This is a genomic window from Bradyrhizobium sp. USDA 241 (assembly GCF_049739505.1).
Classification (GTDB): Bacteria; Pseudomonadota; Alphaproteobacteria; order Rhizobiales; family Xanthobacteraceae; genus Bradyrhizobium; species Bradyrhizobium liaoningense.
This window is the reverse complement of record NZ_JBMGPZ010000004.1, coordinates 81,516-98,595: the sequence shown is the minus strand read 5'-3', so window position 1 is coordinate 98,595 and position 17,080 is coordinate 81,516. Positions and strand designations below refer to the sequence as shown.

General features: G+C 58.8%; 19 protein-coding genes. 9 read left to right on the top strand and 10 right to left on the bottom strand.

Features of this window, described 5'->3' with window-relative positions:
* Window positions 1-50: 50 nt before the first annotated feature.
* The 3 genes from ABIF91_RS10150 to ABIF91_RS10140 form a co-directional block, all read right to left on the bottom strand.
* Window positions 51-305, bottom strand: a complete 255-nt coding sequence (locus ABIF91_RS10150; RefSeq protein WP_155252103.1) for a hypothetical protein — start codon at window positions 303-305, stop codon at window positions 51-53.
* Window positions 306-495: 190 nt separating this feature from the next.
* On the bottom strand, window positions 496-1,152 hold the full coding sequence (gene mauJ / locus ABIF91_RS10145; protein ID WP_155252102.1) for a methylamine utilization protein MauJ: 657 nt from the start codon (window positions 1,150-1,152) through the stop codon (window positions 496-498).
* 9 nt (window positions 1,153-1,161) lie between these two features.
* Window positions 1,162-1,923 carry a hypothetical protein gene (locus ABIF91_RS10140; RefSeq protein ID WP_028181861.1) on the bottom strand — a complete coding sequence of 254 codons (762 nt, stop codon included), beginning with the start codon at window positions 1,921-1,923 and terminating at the stop codon, window positions 1,162-1,164.
* 294 nt (window positions 1,924-2,217) lie between these two features.
* Between ABIF91_RS10140 and ABIF91_RS10135 the strand changes: the two genes are divergently transcribed.
* The 7 genes from ABIF91_RS10135 to ABIF91_RS10105 all read left to right on the top strand — a co-directional run bounded on the left by ABIF91_RS10135 (window position 2,218) and on the right by ABIF91_RS10105 (window position 9,330).
* On the top strand, window positions 2,218-3,765 hold the full coding sequence (locus tag ABIF91_RS10135; RefSeq protein WP_424579137.1) for an ATP-dependent nuclease: 1,548 nt from the start codon (window positions 2,218-2,220) through the stop codon (window positions 3,763-3,765).
* A 37-nt stretch (window positions 3,766-3,802) separates the two neighbouring features.
* A complete protein-coding gene (locus ABIF91_RS10130; RefSeq protein ID WP_051394019.1) occupies window positions 3,803-4,489 on the top strand; it encodes a UvrD-helicase domain-containing protein in 687 nt (228 codons plus the stop codon).
* Between the two features lie 74 nt (window positions 4,490-4,563).
* On the top strand, window positions 4,564-5,832 hold the full coding sequence (locus tag ABIF91_RS10125) for an IS256 family transposase (protein ID WP_424579136.1): 1,269 nt from the start codon (window positions 4,564-4,566) through the stop codon (window positions 5,830-5,832).
* A 68-nt stretch (window positions 5,833-5,900) separates the two neighbouring features.
* On the top strand, window positions 5,901-6,284 hold the full coding sequence (locus ABIF91_RS10120; protein WP_051394045.1) for a hypothetical protein: 384 nt from the start codon (window positions 5,901-5,903) through the stop codon (window positions 6,282-6,284).
* A gap of 37 nt (window positions 6,285-6,321) precedes the next feature.
* Window positions 6,322-7,509, top strand: a complete 1,188-nt coding sequence (locus tag ABIF91_RS10115; protein WP_424579135.1) for a hypothetical protein — start codon at window positions 6,322-6,324, stop codon at window positions 7,507-7,509.
* A 155-nt stretch (window positions 7,510-7,664) separates the two neighbouring features.
* Complete coding sequence (locus ABIF91_RS10110) at window positions 7,665-8,000, top strand: helix-turn-helix transcriptional regulator (RefSeq protein ID WP_028182183.1); 336 nt, start codon at window positions 7,665-7,667, stop codon at window positions 7,998-8,000.
* On the top strand, window positions 7,990-9,330 hold the full coding sequence (locus ABIF91_RS10105; protein ID WP_080660114.1) for a type II toxin-antitoxin system HipA family toxin: 1,341 nt from the start codon (window positions 7,990-7,992) through the stop codon (window positions 9,328-9,330). The genes ABIF91_RS10110 and ABIF91_RS10105 overlap by 11 nt, the downstream gene beginning before the upstream one ends.
* Here the strand turns inward: ABIF91_RS10105 and ABIF91_RS10100 are convergent.
* Window positions 9,251-9,637: a hypothetical protein gene (locus tag ABIF91_RS10100; RefSeq protein WP_028182182.1), complete on the bottom strand. Its 387-nt coding sequence runs from the start codon at window positions 9,635-9,637 to the stop codon at window positions 9,251-9,253. The genes ABIF91_RS10105 and ABIF91_RS10100 overlap by 80 nt on opposite strands.
* 395 nt (window positions 9,638-10,032) lie before the next feature.
* Window positions 10,033-10,161: a hypothetical protein gene (locus tag ABIF91_RS10095; protein WP_283805434.1), complete on the bottom strand. Its 129-nt coding sequence runs from the start codon at window positions 10,159-10,161 to the stop codon at window positions 10,033-10,035.
* A gap of 122 nt (window positions 10,162-10,283) precedes the next feature.
* On the opposite strand from ABIF91_RS10095, the gene ABIF91_RS10090 reads away from it, so the two are divergent.
* Complete coding sequence (locus ABIF91_RS10090) at window positions 10,284-11,552, top strand: IS256 family transposase (protein ID WP_038952271.1); 1,269 nt, start codon at window positions 10,284-10,286, stop codon at window positions 11,550-11,552.
* Between the two features lie 20 nt (window positions 11,553-11,572).
* Here the strand turns inward: ABIF91_RS10090 and ABIF91_RS10085 are convergent, their stop codons facing one another.
* The 4 genes from ABIF91_RS10085 to ABIF91_RS10070 all read right to left on the bottom strand — a co-directional run bounded on the left by ABIF91_RS10085 (window position 11,573) and on the right by ABIF91_RS10070 (window position 14,930).
* Window positions 11,573-11,845: a hypothetical protein gene (locus ABIF91_RS10085; RefSeq protein WP_424579134.1), complete on the bottom strand. Its 273-nt coding sequence runs from the start codon at window positions 11,843-11,845 to the stop codon at window positions 11,573-11,575.
* Window positions 11,806-12,987 (bottom strand): hypothetical protein, encoded by a 1,182-nt coding sequence (locus tag ABIF91_RS10080; protein ID WP_424579133.1) that lies wholly within the window; start codon window positions 12,985-12,987, stop codon window positions 11,806-11,808. The genes ABIF91_RS10085 and ABIF91_RS10080 overlap by 40 nt, the downstream gene beginning before the upstream one ends.
* 96 nt (window positions 12,988-13,083) lie before the next feature.
* Window positions 13,084-13,782 (bottom strand): hypothetical protein, encoded by a 699-nt coding sequence (locus ABIF91_RS10075; RefSeq protein WP_155252150.1) that lies wholly within the window; start codon window positions 13,780-13,782, stop codon window positions 13,084-13,086.
* 416 nt (window positions 13,783-14,198) lie between these two features.
* Window positions 14,199-14,930, bottom strand: coding sequence for a hypothetical protein (locus ABIF91_RS10070; protein ID WP_245285587.1), 732 nt, complete (start codon window positions 14,928-14,930; stop codon window positions 14,199-14,201).
* Between the two features lie 119 nt (window positions 14,931-15,049).
* Between ABIF91_RS10070 and ABIF91_RS10065 the strand changes: the two genes are divergently transcribed.
* Window positions 15,050-15,439 (top strand): DUF3892 domain-containing protein, encoded by a 390-nt coding sequence (locus ABIF91_RS10065; protein ID WP_155252151.1) that lies wholly within the window; start codon window positions 15,050-15,052, stop codon window positions 15,437-15,439.
* 302 nt (window positions 15,440-15,741) lie between these two features.
* Here the strand turns inward: ABIF91_RS10065 and ABIF91_RS10060 are convergent.
* Window positions 15,742-16,871 (bottom strand): IS3-like element ISRj2 family transposase gene (locus ABIF91_RS10060; RefSeq protein WP_424579356.1). Its coding sequence is split into 2 segments (ribosomal slippage): window positions 15,742-16,613 and window positions 16,613-16,871, totalling 1,131 coding nucleotides; the frame shifts between segments, so codons are not numbered across the junction.
* Window positions 16,872-17,080: the final 209 nt, after the last annotated feature.

The following is a 17,080-nucleotide window of genomic DNA, read 5'->3' as shown; positions in this document are numbered from 1 at the left end:
AAACGAGAGCTGGCTCGACGGCGCGATGGGCGCAGGCACACGCGACATTTCTAGTGCCGTGTAGCTCGTCCTAGTATGGGGTCGCATTGGTCGTCGAGGATTCTCGATACCTCGCCTGTTCTCAAACCGGCGGCTTCCACCGCGCCACCGTCCATCGAGCCGTTGACCACTGCCGCGCAGCCTGCGGAAAACTTCAGGGCAGCATCGATGGCCTGCGCGGGATCTTCAATCGCAACGGCGTACATCTCATGGCCGACCCCGCCATCGGCTTTCATGATCGCAACGGTGACCATCCATCCTGCCATCGAACATTCCTGACTTGTGCTGCTCACACGCGCCAACCATTATCGCAGAATTCGAACGTTAGGAAGCCTGGACGCCGGTCGCATCCGTTTCGGCGCGTGGGGCAGGGTGCGTTGCCTCGTCACCGCGTGTTCGATGCGACCTCGCATCGCATACGTCGCTGTTCGTTCCCGGTCGATCCGTTCTTCCGATTTATCCTCCCGAGTACATCACATCCGAAATCGCAAATTCCGCCTCTATGAACCGCCTTGCCAGCAGGTGCATGACGCGGGCGGCCGTGTGCAAGCGAACGATCTCGTGAGCATCATCGGGATCGGACTTTGAGTGCTTACCTGCATGCGCTACTGCAATACGGCAGGAATCGTGAATGTATTTGTGCGGCGGTTCGCTGCCGCACAGTGCGAGGAAACGGCTGATATCGTCGTTCTTCGTGGACGTGGCGCGCAAGGCCTCGAAATTGGCAAGAAACCATTTACGCGCCGCTTCCTTGCCGTGATTCCGGATTTCGATGATCTTGTAATAGTTCAGCACGGCATAGCTCACGAAGCCGTTCTGCTGGGCGTTGCGCGCCTCCCGGAACAGCGCGAGCGCGCGCCGTGCTTCCTCGGAACCCGGGATCTTCCGGTCGAAGATGTAATGGTGTGCCGTTGTGAAGGCGAGGTCGCGCTTGGTCACCGGAACCGGGACGGGATTTCCCGACCACCCAAACCCGGCGATCGCAAAATTGTCGTCGCACCATACCATCACGCTCAGGAAGCGATTGATGACCGTCATGGCGGTTCGCTCATCAACCCGATTGGCTGCAAGGTCGATGTGCACCGATTGCACGTGCTCCTTCGTCTTCGGCATGAGGACCAACTAGTATTGGTCGAACGTGATAAGCTGCTCCTCCTTTGGCCACGTGACCTGGTTATCCACGCCGATATGAAGGAAGCGAGAATTATTGCGAACGCCGAGCTTTCGGTAACGCTCCCGCTCCACTTCCTCGGCATCGTATTCCGAGCCATCGCCTTCGGGAGGGGCAGGGAAGCGCTCGGCTAGTTCACATTCGCGCGCGAGGCGATGGAAAAACTCATTTGTAAACGACATTTCACGCATTGCTGCCGCGTTCATTTGGCGATCCGGATCGAAATCGACCTCGCTCCCGGCCGAGAGCAGCGAAACCGCTTCCTTTTGCACGAAATGTGCCCGCTGCTTTTGCCCGTCGCGTAGATACGTTACTTCAGCGCCGCCATTACTGTTGATGCCAGTCTCGGCGACGGTCAGCCTCATACGGATGAAGCTCTTTCGGGCTTCTTCATTTGCCAGAAGCATGACGACAACGTCACTAATGGTTTCCGCTTGGAAGAATGACGCATCGGCTCCCCCGACCGGGCGTAGCCCATTAAGCACGGTGGCCACATGCCCGGCCCATCCCGGATGCAACGGGATAAGGCCGAATACGGCAGCGGCAATATGCTGTGGAGACAACTTCTCCTCGCGCCGCTCCCGTCCGCGCGGCAGCCGGCCGTATCGACGCAAGGACTCAAATCGCTGATCCATTTCCTGCGGCGCGCTGTGTGACACGTCGCTGTTCTGAAGCTGTAGTCCGAGAATACGGGCCAGGTTCTTTGCATACATCGCAATTCGCTTCTGTCGGGGTATGGGCTCGCCGCGATCAAAGCACGGGGGACAGCATCACCAAAGCGGCGCGATTTGTCGAGCAAACGACGCTCGTTTATACAGTGCTTGACGTTGGTGTAAGTCGTTGAAATTACGAAAATTCTTGGCTGTGGCTCTATGGGCTGTCTCTTGTCGAGCGACCGCGATGTTATTCTCGTTGACCATCGACTTCATATTCGCTCCCCGGTTGCAAGACCGCTCCTCCTGCTACAATCTCGGCCAGCCCCACTATGTGAGGAATTGGCGATTCGCATGCACATCACGAAAGCGAAGATCAGAAATTATAGATCACTTGCACATTGCGATATTGAATTCCGTGACGGCCTGAACATTCTCGTCGGCGACAACGAAGCCGGAAAATCAACGCTCCTCGAAGCCGTAAGCCTAGCGTTGACGGGCTCCTTGAACGGACGGCCTCTTGCCCAGGAGTTGCACCCGTTTCTTTTTTCGGTGCAGGCAACACGCAACTACCTTGCGGCGCTGCATGGCGGAAAGCCCGCAACTCTTCCGGCAATCACGATCGAGCTGTTCTTTAGCGATATTCCGGAGCTCGCCGAGTTCAGGGGCGATAACCATTCGGAGAAGCCGGGGGATCTCCCGGGCATTATCTATTCGATCGAATTCAACGATGCGTACAAGGACGCCTACGAGCAATACATTGCCAAGCGCGACGACGTTCGCTCGATCCCGGTTGAGTATTATCAGGCGGTATGTCAGTCCTTCGCGCGGAAATCCGTCTTGCCGCGTCAAATTCCGCTATCTCCCGTCATCGTGGATGCCAGCCGCATTACCACGATCACGGGTGCGAACCGCTATGTGACCGGTCTCATCCGGGAGGCATTGCCGCCCAAAGAACAGGTTCAGTTGTCCGTCGCCTATCGGAAGCTCAGGGAGATTTTTCTCGCCGACGACAGCATCAAGCAGATCAATGCAAAGTTTGCGGAGCGGCACGGGGAAATCTCCGAGAAGACGCTCTCGATGACGCTCGATCCTACGGCGCGAGGGGGCTGGGAAACCGCCGTCATGCCGAGCCTCGATGATGTTCCCATCACCCTCGTTGGCAAGGGCGAACAGAACGCCGTCAAGATCAAGCTGGCGCTTGAGAATAGCTCCGATGCGAACGTCTTCCTTATCGAAGAGCCTGAGAACCATCTTTCCTTTTCCCGCTTGCACGGTCTCATCAATGCGATAACGAAGAAGGCGGGCGCCCGCCAGCTCATCATCACGACGCATTCAAGCTTTGTCCTCAACAAGCTCGGCATCAACAACGTCATTCTGTTCAGGGATGGCGCCTCGATGAGGCTCGATGCACTGACTGCGGACACCTACGAGTACTTCAAGAAGCTGCCCGGTCACGACACGCTTCGGCTGCTGTTGAGCAGCAGAAGCATACTTGTCGAAGGCCCGTCGGATGAGCTTGTTGTTCAGAAAGCCTTCATCGCAAAGCACGGCGTAAGCCCTCTCGAAAAGGGCGTCGACGTGATCTCGGTGAAAGGGCTGGCGTTCAAACGGTTTCTCGAAATCGCGAAACTTCTCGGTATCAAGACCGACGTGGTTACGGACAACGACGGCGACGTTGAAGCGTTGAAAGCCAAATACGCCGATTACCCTGCGGATGGTAAGATAAACGTCCGTTATGATGATGACGAGGCGTTCCCAACGCTTGAGCCCCAGATGCTCAAGGCCAATAGCCTTGAGCGCCTGAACAGCGTGCTCGGCACCGACTACGACGACCCAGATGCGCTGACCGAATACATGACGAAGCCCGCCAACAAGACCGACGTCGCCCTTAAGATTTAAGACACGACGGAGGCGATAACGTTCCCCGGCTATATCAATGCCGCCGTCGAATAAGATTGTCTTTGCGTCCGCCGGCGCGGGCAAAACAACGGAAGTCGTGACGCAGGCGCTTTCGATGCGTCCGCGTAAAGTTGCGATTACTACGTTCACGCTCAAGAACGTGGAGGAGATCAGGCGCAAGCTGATCGAGCTAAACGGATGCGTGCCGCCGGAGATCACGGTCTATCCGTGGTACACCTTCGTCCTTCACGAGATGGTGCGCCCTTATCAAGGTTGCGTTCATCAAGAGCGGGTCGGGGGCGTTCATTTCGCCAAGGGCGCCACCCGGACCTATGTCCCGAAGGCAGATGTCGCCCGGTATTATTGCGACCGTGAGAACCAGGCCTACTCCGATCGCCTTGGCGATTTTGCCTTGCTGTGTAACGAGGCGAGCGATGGGAAGGTCATTCGCCGGTTGAACGATATGTTTGCCCACATCTTCGTTGATGAAGTGCAGGACCTTGCCGGATTTGACATCGATGTCCTTGAGCTGCTGCTCCGCTCTCCCATCGCCATGTCGCTTGTCGGCGATATTCGCCAGTCGACCTACCGCACCAGCTACGCGACAAAGAATAAGAAGTTTTGCGGACGCGGCTTCATTCTGAAGGCCGAAGCCTGGAAGAAAGCTGGGCTGTGTGAAGTGACTTACATGGCGCAAAGCCGAGCTATGGCGGAATCTGGGTGATGACGGTGTGAGGAAGGCGGCGTATCGAGGCGGGTGACGAGCCTGCCAGAACCTCTCGAGGAGAGCGATACGCCATGACCGAGACTACCAATGTTCTTGCTTTCCGTCAGCCGTCCGCGGTTGATGATCCACTGACCGATATCGTTCGTGCCGGCGCGCGGGACCTGCTTGCCAGGGCGATCGAGATCGAGGTTGGCGCGTTTCTGGCCAGCACGGCCAATCTGACGCTGCCCGACGGTCGAGCGCGCCTGGTCCGACATGGGCACGGTCCGGTGCGCGAGATTGCGACCGGCATCGGTCCGGTGGAGGTCGCTCGTCCCAAGGTCCGCGACCGCGGAGCGAGCGGGCCAGGCGACCGCCTCCGCTTCAGTTCGGCAATCCTGCCGCTATGGGCGCGGCGGACGAAGAGCCTGGATGCCTTGATCCCGGTCCTCTATTTGCGCGGCATCTCGACCGGCGACTTCCAGGAGGCGCTCTCGGCGCTGCTCGGCAAGGATGCGCCGAACCTGTCGCCTTCGGTGATCGCCGGCCTGAAGGCCGATTGGCAGGTCGAGTACGAACGCTGGCAGAGACGCGATCTGTCGGCGCGTCGCTATGTCTACATCTGGGCCGATGGCGTGTACCTGCAGGCCCGCATGGAAGATCACAGCGAATGCATGCTGGTGCTGATTGGCACCACGCCGGAAGGCAAGAAGGAGCTGATCGGCTTCCAGGTCGGCGTGCGCGAGAGCGCGCAGAGCTGGCGCGAACTCCTGATCGACCTGCGGCAACGCGGGTTACGGATTGCCCCGCAACTCGCCATCGGCGACGGCGCCCTCGGCTTCTGGAAGGCACTGGACGAGGCCTTTCCCGGCACGCGGCACCAACGATGCTGGTGCCATAAAGTGAGCAACGTACTCGACAAGGTCGCCAAATCCGTGCAGGGCCCCATGAAGAACGACCTGCGGAACATCTATCTGGCCCCACACCGGGCCGAAGCTGAAACCGCGATCGACGTCTTCGTCGAGAAATACCACGTCAAATACGGACGTGCGGTGGAGTGCCTGATCAAGGATCGCCATGCGCTGCTCGCCTTCTTCGACTTCCCTGCTGAGCACTGGATCCACCTACGCAGCTCGAACCCGATCGAGAGCGTCTTCGCCACGGTGCGCCACCGAACGGTGCGGACCAAGGGATCGCTGTCGCAACAAACTGCGAAGCTGATGGTGTTCAAGCTCATCGACGCCGCATCGAAGACCTGGCGGCGATTGAAGAGCAGGAACCAGTTGCCGAAAGTCATCGCCGGTGTAAAGTTCATCGACGGAATCGAAGTCATTCCGAACACTGAAAGCCACGCCGCCTGATCAGGCCGCGTCACCCAAAATCAGCCATAGCTCCGCAAAGCCGCCGTTGCATCCAACCGATCTGTGATGTGGCGGACCTCATTTTTCCCGATCTCCCCAAAGCTCAATCGAAGAATGAGAGCCAAACCGCACACGACGGGGTCTTCGTGGTGCGGACGATCCACGTCGAGGAATACCGGAGGCAGTACCAGCCACAGGTACTTCGGCTCGACCGGCGATTTGGCGCCGGTCTCCCGGCCGAGAACTTTGGCATGGTGAAAGGCCTAGGTTTCGAGCGCGTCCTGATCATTCCTTACGGAGGGATCACCAAATGGCTCCGCACAGGCAAGCCGGAGCACGTTGCCGGGTCGGCAGACGAGGTCTATGTCGGTATTACCCGTGCCTATCAGAGCGTCGCTTTTATCCACGATGGTGATGTGGCCGTGCCGGGAATCTCTATCTTTGAGCCATAGGCTCAAGGGTCGATGCGGTTCGTGGTACAGTAGCGCGATGATCGAATCCCCGCCCGAACAGGACCAGCCTCGCCCACCCGGGATCATGGCACGAAACATCGCCGATCCTATAAAGCTGTCCGGCCTCCAGCTGCACGGCGTGTCCGCGGAAACAGCCCGCGGAGGGGATGCCATCAAGGTCTACACAAGGCTGAGTCTCACTTCGGATGACAAGTTCTTTCACCGCGTAGCGGAGGGCCTGTGTAATCACATCGAGCACATCGCGCGGCAGTCCGGAGGAGCCGTCAACCTTAAGCGCGCCGACGTCGTGCTCCTCGTCGTGCATCCGGATGACACGGGCGACTTGTGGCTCGATACGGCAGCGGTTGCGCTTCAGATCATGACCAAGCGAGACATGGTCGCCGGGGCGGTGGTGTTCGAGCAGGATATTGCCGACGTTATCGGCATGGGTTTCCCTCTTGTCCCGATCGGCCAGGAAGATCGTGTCGTCTGCATGTTTCGCGAAGGCTGGCGCTTTGGCTTGTTCTTCGATTTCAACCCTGATGCCGATTTTTCCGTAGAGGAAATGCAGCGCGACCTTGGCACGCTGCATCGCAGGCTGAAGTACCGAGACCTTTACGATGCGATCGCCGACCAGGCCGTGTTTTCACGGCTCATCGCCGCGGGCTGGTTTCCATTCGTAGAAATTCTCGGTCCCGAATTTGGGGAGCTCCTAAAGTTCAGCGAAGCCGGATTTGAGCTCGATGAAGTGGAAGCGAAGATCCTTGCGAAGTTCGACTCTGAGCGGATCGAGCGGATGTTCAGCCGGTGGATGGCGAAGGCGCATTTTGCCGGCAAGGAACGGCTTTTGCGCTCGGCGCTGAAATCCTTCGCGGAAGGCGACGCCGTGCCCGTGCTGAAAATTGCCTTGACTGAGATCGAAGGAATTTTGGGTGACGCCTATCGCAAGGTTTATGGGAAGGGCGCGCGGATCAAGAAGCTGCTGGAATTCGCGGTCGCGTCGGCGGAGGCAAAGGCGGGGCACCCGGATACACTCTTGTTCCCGGCCGCTTTCGCTCATTATTTGAGATCGCATACCTTTGCTGACTTCGCCCCCCCGGCTCGGACCGGCAATGCCAGCTCGCGCCATGCCGTCGGTCACGGTGCGGCAGCACCTGAAACCTATACGATGGTGCGGGCGCTTCAGGCCCTGCTTACCCTCGATCAATTGGCTTTTTACACGTGAAGCGCCCCTTTGTGAGAGGAAAGGCGTGCTAAGTGAGCTATAAATAGGTCACAAAGGCTTAAATGATCTATTTATAGATCGTATACTTGACGTCGGTTCCGTTTTGGTCTATAAATAGATCACAAGGCTACTTATGGCCTATTTATGGATCAGACGTGCCCAAGACCAACCGCCCTGTCTCGCCCTATGCTGCGGATGCCGCGATCCGGCTGGGGCAGCTCATCCGCCGGGGACGCATTGACCGCCGCATGACGGTGGCTGCCTTGGCGGAACGCGCTGGGGTCTCGCGTGGCCTCATGCAACGCATCGAGGCGGGTGACCCCGGTTGCACCATTGGCGCCGTGTTCGAGGCCGCGGCGATTGTCGGCGTGCGCCTGTTCGATGCAGGCCAGGTGACGCTGTCGCGCGACGTCGAATCCAGCCGCGAAGTGATGGCCTTACTTCCCAAAGCAATCCGCAGCCACCGAACCGAGCCCGACGATGACTTCTGAGCAAAAACATACCCAAGCCTATGTATGGGTTTGGCTGCCGGACAGCACGCAACCTGTCGTCGCGGGTCTCTTGTCCGTGAGCGGGAAGCAACTCGTCTACAATTACGGGCAGAGCTATCTTCGCCGCAACAATGCCATCCCGCTTTATGAGCCGGAATTGCCGCTCAAGACCGGCGTCCTTCCGCTCCTGAACGGGCTCAACATGCCCAGCTGTATTCGCGACGCGGCACCCGACGCGTGGGGCCGCCGCATCATCATCAACCGCAAATTCGGCTCAGGCGGAAAAGATGTCGACCCCGGCAGCCTTGACGAACTGACCTATCTCCTGGAGTCCGGATCGGACCGTATCGGCGCGCTCGATTTTCAGGCGTCGGCGTCGAACTATGTACCGCGCGAGAGCGCGGAAGTGTCGCTCGATGAACTCCTGAACGCCGCCACGCTGGTTGAACAAGGCGTGCCGCTGACGGCCGAACTCGACCGTGCGCTTCTCCACGGGAGCTCCATCGGCGGCGCGCGGCCAAAGGCCATGATTACGTCCGGCAACAAGAAATTCGTGGCGAAGTTCTCGTCCCAGAACGACCTCTTTGGCGTGGTGAAAGCCGAATTCGTCGCCATGCGCCTCGCGTCCCTCGTCGGTCTCACCGCCGCGCCCGTGGCCCTCAAGCGCGCCGCCGGAAAGGACGTGCTGCTCATCGAGCGCTTCGACCGTGAAAAAGCCCCGGAAGGCTGGCGCCGCAAAGCCATGGTCTCGGCGCTCACGCTGCTGGAGCTCGACGAAATGATGGCCCGCTATGCGAGCTACGAACAGCTTGCCACCGCGATCCGTCATCGTTTCACGTCACCGAAGGAAACGTTGAAGGAGCTTTTCGGCAGGCTCGTGTTCAATATCCTGTCCGGCAACACCGATGATCACGCTCGAAACCATGCTGCGTTCTGGAATGGTACGGAGCTTACGCTCACGCCCGCCTACGATGTCTGTCCGCAGAACCGCACGGGTGGGGAGGCATCGCAGGCCATGCTCATCATGGGGCAGGAGCGTGCGAGCCAGATCGCACTTTGCCTGAAAGCCGCGCCCTCGTTCCTGCTTAATGAGGGGGAGGCGATCCTTATCGCGACCGCGCAAATCAAGACCATCAAGGAACGCTGGACGCAGGTATGCGACGAGGCCACGCTCAGCGAGGTCGACCGGAATTTCCTGTGGCGCCGCCAGTTCTTCAATCCCTATGCGTTCATCGACGCGCCGGAAGCTATCACGCGCCTCGTCGGTTACCCGCGCGACCCGCCAGATTTTCGAAATCGGCCTTCGAGAGCGCATCCACCCCGCCGATGACGATCGTTCCCGTCGGCCACTGCTGGTCCGCGAGCGCCGCGTCGATCAGGTCGATCCCATCCAGGCCGGGGATGCTGTATTCCGGGAAGATCGTGAAGTGCGTTTTCTCGGCGTGATGCGGCGCGGTCCGCGAGACAGCCAGTGTCGCGGTCAGGTTCCTCAGAAGTTCGAGCTTGCCGGCAAGGGGGGTCCTATACGGCTCCTGCTGTGTCAATGTCAGATGGGGTTGGGCGATCACCATGCCCACGCGATCATGCGGCAACAGGATGCCCCGCTCGGTCAGGTCTACGCGTGAGGTGTGGATCATGGCGGAACGAACTTAAGCCTCGACTTGGGTTAGACCACGAGAATTGGCTCCTAGGAAGGTGTGGCCGCCGCTCGTACAACTTATAGGCTAGGCAGCAAAACCGACACAAGCGTGCTCCTTGGACGGGTCTTGCACATTGGTCCCGTTCGCGGCGACCGCCGCGGCGTTGATTGCCTACGACCTTATTTTTGCTGCAAGGCCTACCGCATTTAAGAAGTGAAGCAGATGGAAGGCCACGTCTAAGCGGCTGGATATACGTCATTGTAGTCTAAGCCATTGTAATATAATATATTTTATTTATTATGCCACTGTGGTCGAAGTGAATTGGAACTCTAGCGTAACCATCTTTGGCACGAAGTCCCGGTAGGGATGAAAATAGACGGGGCTGATCGCGGTCATGCTGAAACGGCAGTCGCCTCCCGCTCCGCTTGCGCCGCAATCTTCGCGAGAGGGTGATGAAAATAATGCTCGCTCATCGCGCGGCGGATGGCCGGCGACGGTGCTTTATCGACGTAGGGCTTCATCGCCGCGCCGTCCTTCCATGCGACAGAGCTATGGCGGAATCTGGGTGATGACGGTGTGAGGAAGGCGGCGTATCGAGGCGGGTGACGAGCCTGCCAGAACCTCTCGAGGAGAGCGATACGCCATGACCGAGACTACCAATGTTCTTGCTTTCCGTCAGCCGTCCGCGGTTGATGATCCACTGACCGATATCGTTCGTGCCGGCGCGCGGGACCTGCTTGCCAGGGCGATCGAGATCGAGGTTGGCGCGTTTCTGGCCAGCACGGCCAATCTGACGCTGCCCGACGGTCGAGCGCGCCTGGTCCGACATGGGCACGGTCCGGTGCGCGAGATTGCGACCGGCATCGGTCCGGTGGAGGTCGCTCGTCCCAAGGTCCGCGACCGCGGAGCGAGCGGGCCAGGCGACCGCCTCCGCTTCAGTTCGGCAATCCTGCCGCTATGGGCGCGGCGGACGAAGAGCCTGGATGCCTTGATCCCGGTCCTCTATTTGCGCGGCATCTCGACCGGCGACTTCCAGGAGGCGCTCTCGGCGCTGCTCGGCAAGGATGCGCCGAACCTGTCGCCTTCGGTGATCGCCGGCCTGAAGGCCGATTGGCAGGTCGAGTACGAACGCTGGCAGAGACGCGATCTGTCGGCGCGTCGCTATGTCTACATCTGGGCCGATGGCGTGTACCTGCAGGCCCGCATGGAAGATCACAGCGAATGCATGCTGGTGCTGATTGGCACCACGCCGGAAGGCAAGAAGGAGCTGATCGGCTTCCAGGTCGGCGTGCGCGAGAGCGCGCAGAGCTGGCGCGAACTCCTGATCGACCTGCGGCAACGCGGGTTACGGATTGCCCCGCAACTCGCCATCGGCGACGGCGCCCTCGGCTTCTGGAAGGCACTGGACGAGGCCTTTCCCGGCACGCGGCACCAACGATGCTGGTGCCATAAAGTGAGCAACGTACTCGACAAGGTCGCCAAATCCGTGCAGGGCCCCATGAAGAACGACCTGCGGAACATCTATCTGGCCCCACACCGGGCCGAAGCTGAAACCGCGATCGACGTCTTCGTCGAGAAATACCACGTCAAATACGGACGTGCGGTGGAGTGCCTGATCAAGGATCGCCATGCGCTGCTCGCCTTCTTCGACTTCCCTGCTGAGCACTGGATCCACCTACGCAGCTCGAACCCGATCGAGAGCGTCTTCGCCACGGTGCGCCACCGAACGGTGCGGACCAAGGGATCGCTGTCGCAACAAACTGCGAAGCTGATGGTGTTCAAGCTCATCGACGCCGCATCGAAGACCTGGCGGCGATTGAAGAGCACGAACCAGTTGCCGAAAGTCATCGCCGGTGTAAAGTTCATCGACGGAATCGAAGTCATTCCGAACACTGAAAGCCACGCCGCCTGATCAGGCCGCGTCACCCAAAATCAGCCATAGCTCCATGCGACAGCGTAATCCGGCGATGGGGGATACGCCTTTAGATATTTCAGGGCCTCTGGATCGATCGGCCCGTTCGTCCATAGCTCGAAAGTAAACGGCTTTCCCGCGATCCGAGATTCACGTCTGAGAATTTTATGCAGCAGCGGCACACGGTCGTCCCGCCACTTCGTCGCTTCCTCCAGGGTTACGCGGGCTCCAGGGATCTTCGCCTTGCATTCGATCACAAGCACGCCTTTGTTATCGGGCTTGTCGAGCAGCACGTCGGTTTCGGCGGATCGGCCGGATCATAATCCTTCCATTTTTCACCAGCCCGCAAGTATCCGCCCTCGACATCCTTGACGAGCGAGCCGACGATGATCTCGAACAGCGCGCCGCGCAGATTGTTTGCCGCACCCTCGATGCGGGTCAGGCTGTTCAGTACCCGCTCGACATGATCCGGATTGACCGAAGCTGTCGCGCCGGTATCCGTCAAAAGCGAAATCAAATCGCGCAAAGCCTTAGCGACATCCTCTCCGAACAGATGAGATGTCGTCGTCGCAAGAATCCCTCGCGATCGCGCGAGCCCCCATGCCTTGCTTGAGAAGCCATCCGCCACCAAGAACGGCATGATCGGCCCGACATTGGCTGGCGCCGACGCTAGATCGTGTTTTCGAACAAAGGTCGCGACGGAGTCTTCGCTGAGCACATCGCGCAGGTTGACATCGCACACGATAAAACCGGGTTTCAGCCCCTTGCCGGACGGCGCGACAAGCGGCCTCGCGTAAGAAGGCGCGCTCAAGTCCCACGTGACGCTCGAAACGACAGGCGCCTCGCCGTCGCCTCTAACCCTCACTTTATCAAAGCTGCCGAACCCCGTTCGCCGGAACCATTCCTTCATGCCGTGCAGCACGACGTTTTCGGCGACCATTCGCGCTCTAATCTGAGCAATTGGGTCGGTTCGGTATTCATGCGGGCGAAACTTCACGTAGGTTTCGTTGGTTGCGTCGTCGTGAAATTCCTCAAGCAGATGAATCGCCGACAGGCGATCGAAGATGCGCTGCGGGGACAATTGCCGCGAGCGGGCTGCGGGACCGCCGCAGACTCCGTCGAACAGATGGCGCGGACAGATGCCGCCGCGTGCTTTTAATCCAGCGATCGCACCCCAATACGATTTGCCGTGCTCGCGGAAGACGCGCTCCATCGCCTGCCAGTAAGTCTTGTCGCCAAACTGGTCATCGAGATAGAGAAAGCGCGCGTTGTGGGGAAAGCGAAGCCCGGCGAGCCGTTTGATGGTGAAGTCGTCCGCACGCGCGATGCGCTGACGCGCGGCGTCGGGCGAGACGCCGTCCTTCGCCATTTCGGCGATAAGATCGGTGGTCAGGGCGGGGCCGATCCGCCGCAGGAGGTCTTCAATACTGGCCATAGCTTCAGTATGTCACACTGCTCTATTTATAATAGGTTGTCTGTACGGCGGCCGTCTTTTTTGAACTTCCCGAGCATCACAAAAGAATATTGTATATCAATATGTTACGAGGCAGTTTTTGAGATCAGAAAAGCCTGATGTCACACCGAATTTGTCGCAAGTGATCCTAACCGCCTCGCTTTTGCTCGGCTGCGTCTGGGGTCGGCATGTCCTACGATCGAAAACAAACCGATTGCTTTGGCTCGCACCGAACACCGAGAGCAGATGAGGAATGTCCTCCGGCCGCCTAGTTAAGATGTACATATCGCTTTGGGCGTCTCCCAGAATCGCGAAATGCACTTTCGCTGGGTCAAGCGCATCGAAACCGGTTCGCAGCTCTGTCTCGTCCTGCTTGATGTCCGTCACGATCCAGGCGCCCTGTAGTCTATTGTCAGGATCTGCGGCCAAGAACTTCGGCTCGACACTCCTGAACAGCAGCTGCACGTCGTGCGCCGGGGGCGCACCGCTCGTTAAGACAGCATCAGTCATCTGCGAATAAAAGTCGGCAAACCGCCGCTTCACGTCAAACAGGATGCGCCGCGTTCCTGCCGCGCCCAATACCCAATCGACAGTTCGGTTGCCGGCACCAAGTCCCGTGACCTCATGTTCCGCCGGAATGGCATCGCTTACGCGCAACATGGGGAGCATCTCGGCCAGATATTCTTGATGCTTCGCCTCGTCTGCGAGCAAGGGGAGATAAGCCGTCCTCTTCTGCTCCGGCAAGCGCCGGCGTGCACAATCGAGCACGTCGAACAAGACTTTGACAGGCGGCCACATATGGACGCCCCACACAAGCGATCCGTCAACCTTGTGCGGCTCTCCGAACTCATAACGCCAAAAAAAATCAGCTTCTCGAGAAAGCATTCGCAGGCGGCAAGCTTGGGCGGAAGGATCGCGAGCAAGCCATCGCAGTCCGCATCAGTCCTTCCGCGCGCAAGGCCTTCCTCGCGCAGGCGTACCGGCAAGGTGCCTTTCGCGGCGACGAAATCGGGCTGAATCTTCTCGAGCCACATCTGATCCCACCCTTCTGGAATTCCAACCCGGCGCAGCCTCAACTTTTCTTTCTTGGGAAGTGGCCTATCGATCTGGAAAAAGCCTTTGTGAGTATTGATTGCCAAGCGCCTAAGTTCTGTTTTTGTTCCCATGGATAAATTGTCAAGATCGCGAACTCGTCAGACGTTCTCCACATTGTATCGATCGGGTCGATAGTCCTTGGTCAGACCGTCGCCGGAGTTGTAGACCCGCAATAGGCTTCCTACAGGGTTGTCTGAGACCGCCAGCCCTCCGGTCCCAGGTCCACTGAGCTTTTGCAAACTTCTCCATGGGAATGGCCATGGCAGTGGCAAGCCCTCTCCCAAGGGATCAAATAGTTCAGAACGTTCTTCAAGATCCTGTTCTATCGTGTTTGTGCGAGCGTGAATTCGCACGCCCTGGAGTGGTTTTCCCTTGCCCCAATAGTTGGCCGGATCTCGGGTGATCGCGGCGTCGGCACTCACTGGCGCCAAGACGGGGAGAGATATTCCAGCAGGCTCGTCCGCAGTGAAATCGAAGTCCTGGATCCCATCCTTTGGTACGTCAAAATAGTACCAGGCTCCGAGCTTCGGATTTGTCCATCCTGTTGAACTCGTCCTCCCGGATGCCGAAACGACAATTTGCGGAGGATCGCTTTTGAGTATCTTTATCACTGCGCTTTGTACATCATCACTGCGCTTTGTACATCGTAGATGCGTACCATTTTCGTCACTCCCTGCTAGCACTGCCTGAGCCTCCTCGGCATTAAACGTCGCGACTTGGCGATCTGCCAGGCTCAAAGACTGATCGGCCGCGCGGGCCTGATTGGTCGCAAGCACCTCAAGCGCTTGCGACCGTAGGGCTGTGATTTGTGCTCGAATATGTGCATCCATTGGCCTGTAGCTACCTGTGTGGTGACGTCGCAAGCGATGGTGGCCAGCCTTCGCCCTTGGATTGGAAAGGCTGGCCACCCTGCTCCTGAGAGGGTCACATTCTCCAGGCGCCCCAGATAATGGCGCAGACAAGTAACCGGGGCACCTATCAGAATCGGCGGGTCCCTCCTCCTCGACCAGTCTCTAAGCTGGTCCGACAGCTTGCAGAAACGGGAGACACCAGCATGCCCAAACGCGTGCGCATTCGTTGCATAAACAAGACTGACAGGCGAAGCTCACACGAGAGAATCAAAAATGTCGGCGGGGTAAATTCAGACGGAACGCGATGGAAGCTATCCGTTGAGAAGACTATCCGAGACCTCGAAAGCCGCGAGTGGGAGTACTACGTCGAAGAATCAGGCGTCACTGTCGAGGTCATCGTCGCCACCGATGGCCGACATAAGTACATCAAGACAACAGTTGACGGAATTCAACCGGACAATCTCCTTTCCCTCCCTGAGTGTCCGTGATGCTTATCGATCCCAGATCGTGGCAGCGCGAGCGCGACTCGGCGTCGGGAATGCGAAACGACGCTGTCCCTACCACGCCCGCGCTGCCCCAGTGTTAAGGCGACATGACTCGGCGCTTCGCGATGGAGCGATGAAGCGCCGTCCCTATCACGCTAAAGAGCTGGCCCCGGTTGTTTGGACAGCGCCCCGCTGGATTTAAGTGGATTCCTGCCGGGTTATGCTGAACGCGGGGCTTTACGGTTTTGTCGTTGCGTCGGGAGGGCGTAGCCCGACCAGAGCGACGACAAAACCGTCGGCGACGGTCATGCGGCCATCACCATAGCTTGCGTGCCGAAGTAAGCCTCGTCGGGCGTGCGCCCGTCAAGGCTCGAGTGAGGGCGTCCCTGATTGTAGAAGGCCAGATACTTGGCAATTGACGCTCGCGCCTCGGACACGCTGTCGTAGGCGCGGAGATATACTTCTTCGTATTTGACCGTGCGCCAGAGCCGCTCGACAAACACGTTGTCGCGCCAGGCGCCCTTGCCGTCCATGCTGATGGCGATCTTCGCGTCCAGCAGCACATCGGTGAACTCGAGGCTGGTGAACTGGCTGCCCTGATCCGTGTTGAAAATCTCGGGCCTGCCGTGCTTCGCCAACGCCTCCTGGACCGCTTCGACGCAGAAGGCCGCCTCCATTGTGATCGAGACGCGATGGGCCAGGACCCGTCGGCTGAACACATCGACGACCGCCGCGAGATAGACGAAGCCACGCCGCATCGGAATGTAGGTGATGTCCATTGCCCACGCATGGTCGGGCCGCTCGATCTTCAATCCGCGCAACAGGTACGGGTAGATCTTGTGACCCGGAGCCGGCTTGCTCGTGTTCGGGCGACGATAGACCGCCTCGATCCCCATGCGCTTCATCAGCGTCGCGATGTGGCGGCGACCGGCGTATACGCCCTCCCGCCGCAGCAACGATCGCAGCATACGCGCTCCCGCGAAGGGATAATCGAGATGCAGCTCATCGAGCCGACGCATCAAGGCAAGGTCCTCGGCCGAAACTGGCCGAGGTTCATAGTAGACCGTGCTGCGAGCCAGCTTCAGGACCTTCGCCTGGCGCACGATAGAAAGATCATGATCGCGGTCGATCATCGCTTTGCGCTCAGCAGGCCCGCCTTGGTGATCGCGCCGGACACAAAATCGTTTTCCAACGCCAGCTCGCCGATCTTGGCATGTAACGCCTTCAAATCGACCGGCGTCTCGGCCGATGTCTTGTCATGCCCAAACACGCCGGCGGCGCCTTCCAGGAGCTGGTTTTTCCAGATCGTGATCTGGTTCGGATGAACATCAAACAGTTGCGCCAGCTCCGCCAGTGTCTTGTCGCCTTTGACCGCAGCCAAAGCAATCTTCGCCTTGAATGCCGGAGAATGCGTCCGGCGGCTCTTCTTCGTCATCTTCGCTCCTGATTCGCAGCAAGAATCCTCGCCGCTGTCAGGCAGAAAATCCACTCAAGCTACTGTCCGAATTTGCGGGGCCAGCTCTCTAACTTCGGTGGCCAGCCTTGCCAGGACAACGCCAACCACCTCGCTTTCCCGGGAGGGTCGTCAAGCTCCACGGGCGCCAAGTTGTAGCGCCAAGATCGCTCGTGGGGCACCTACCTGGA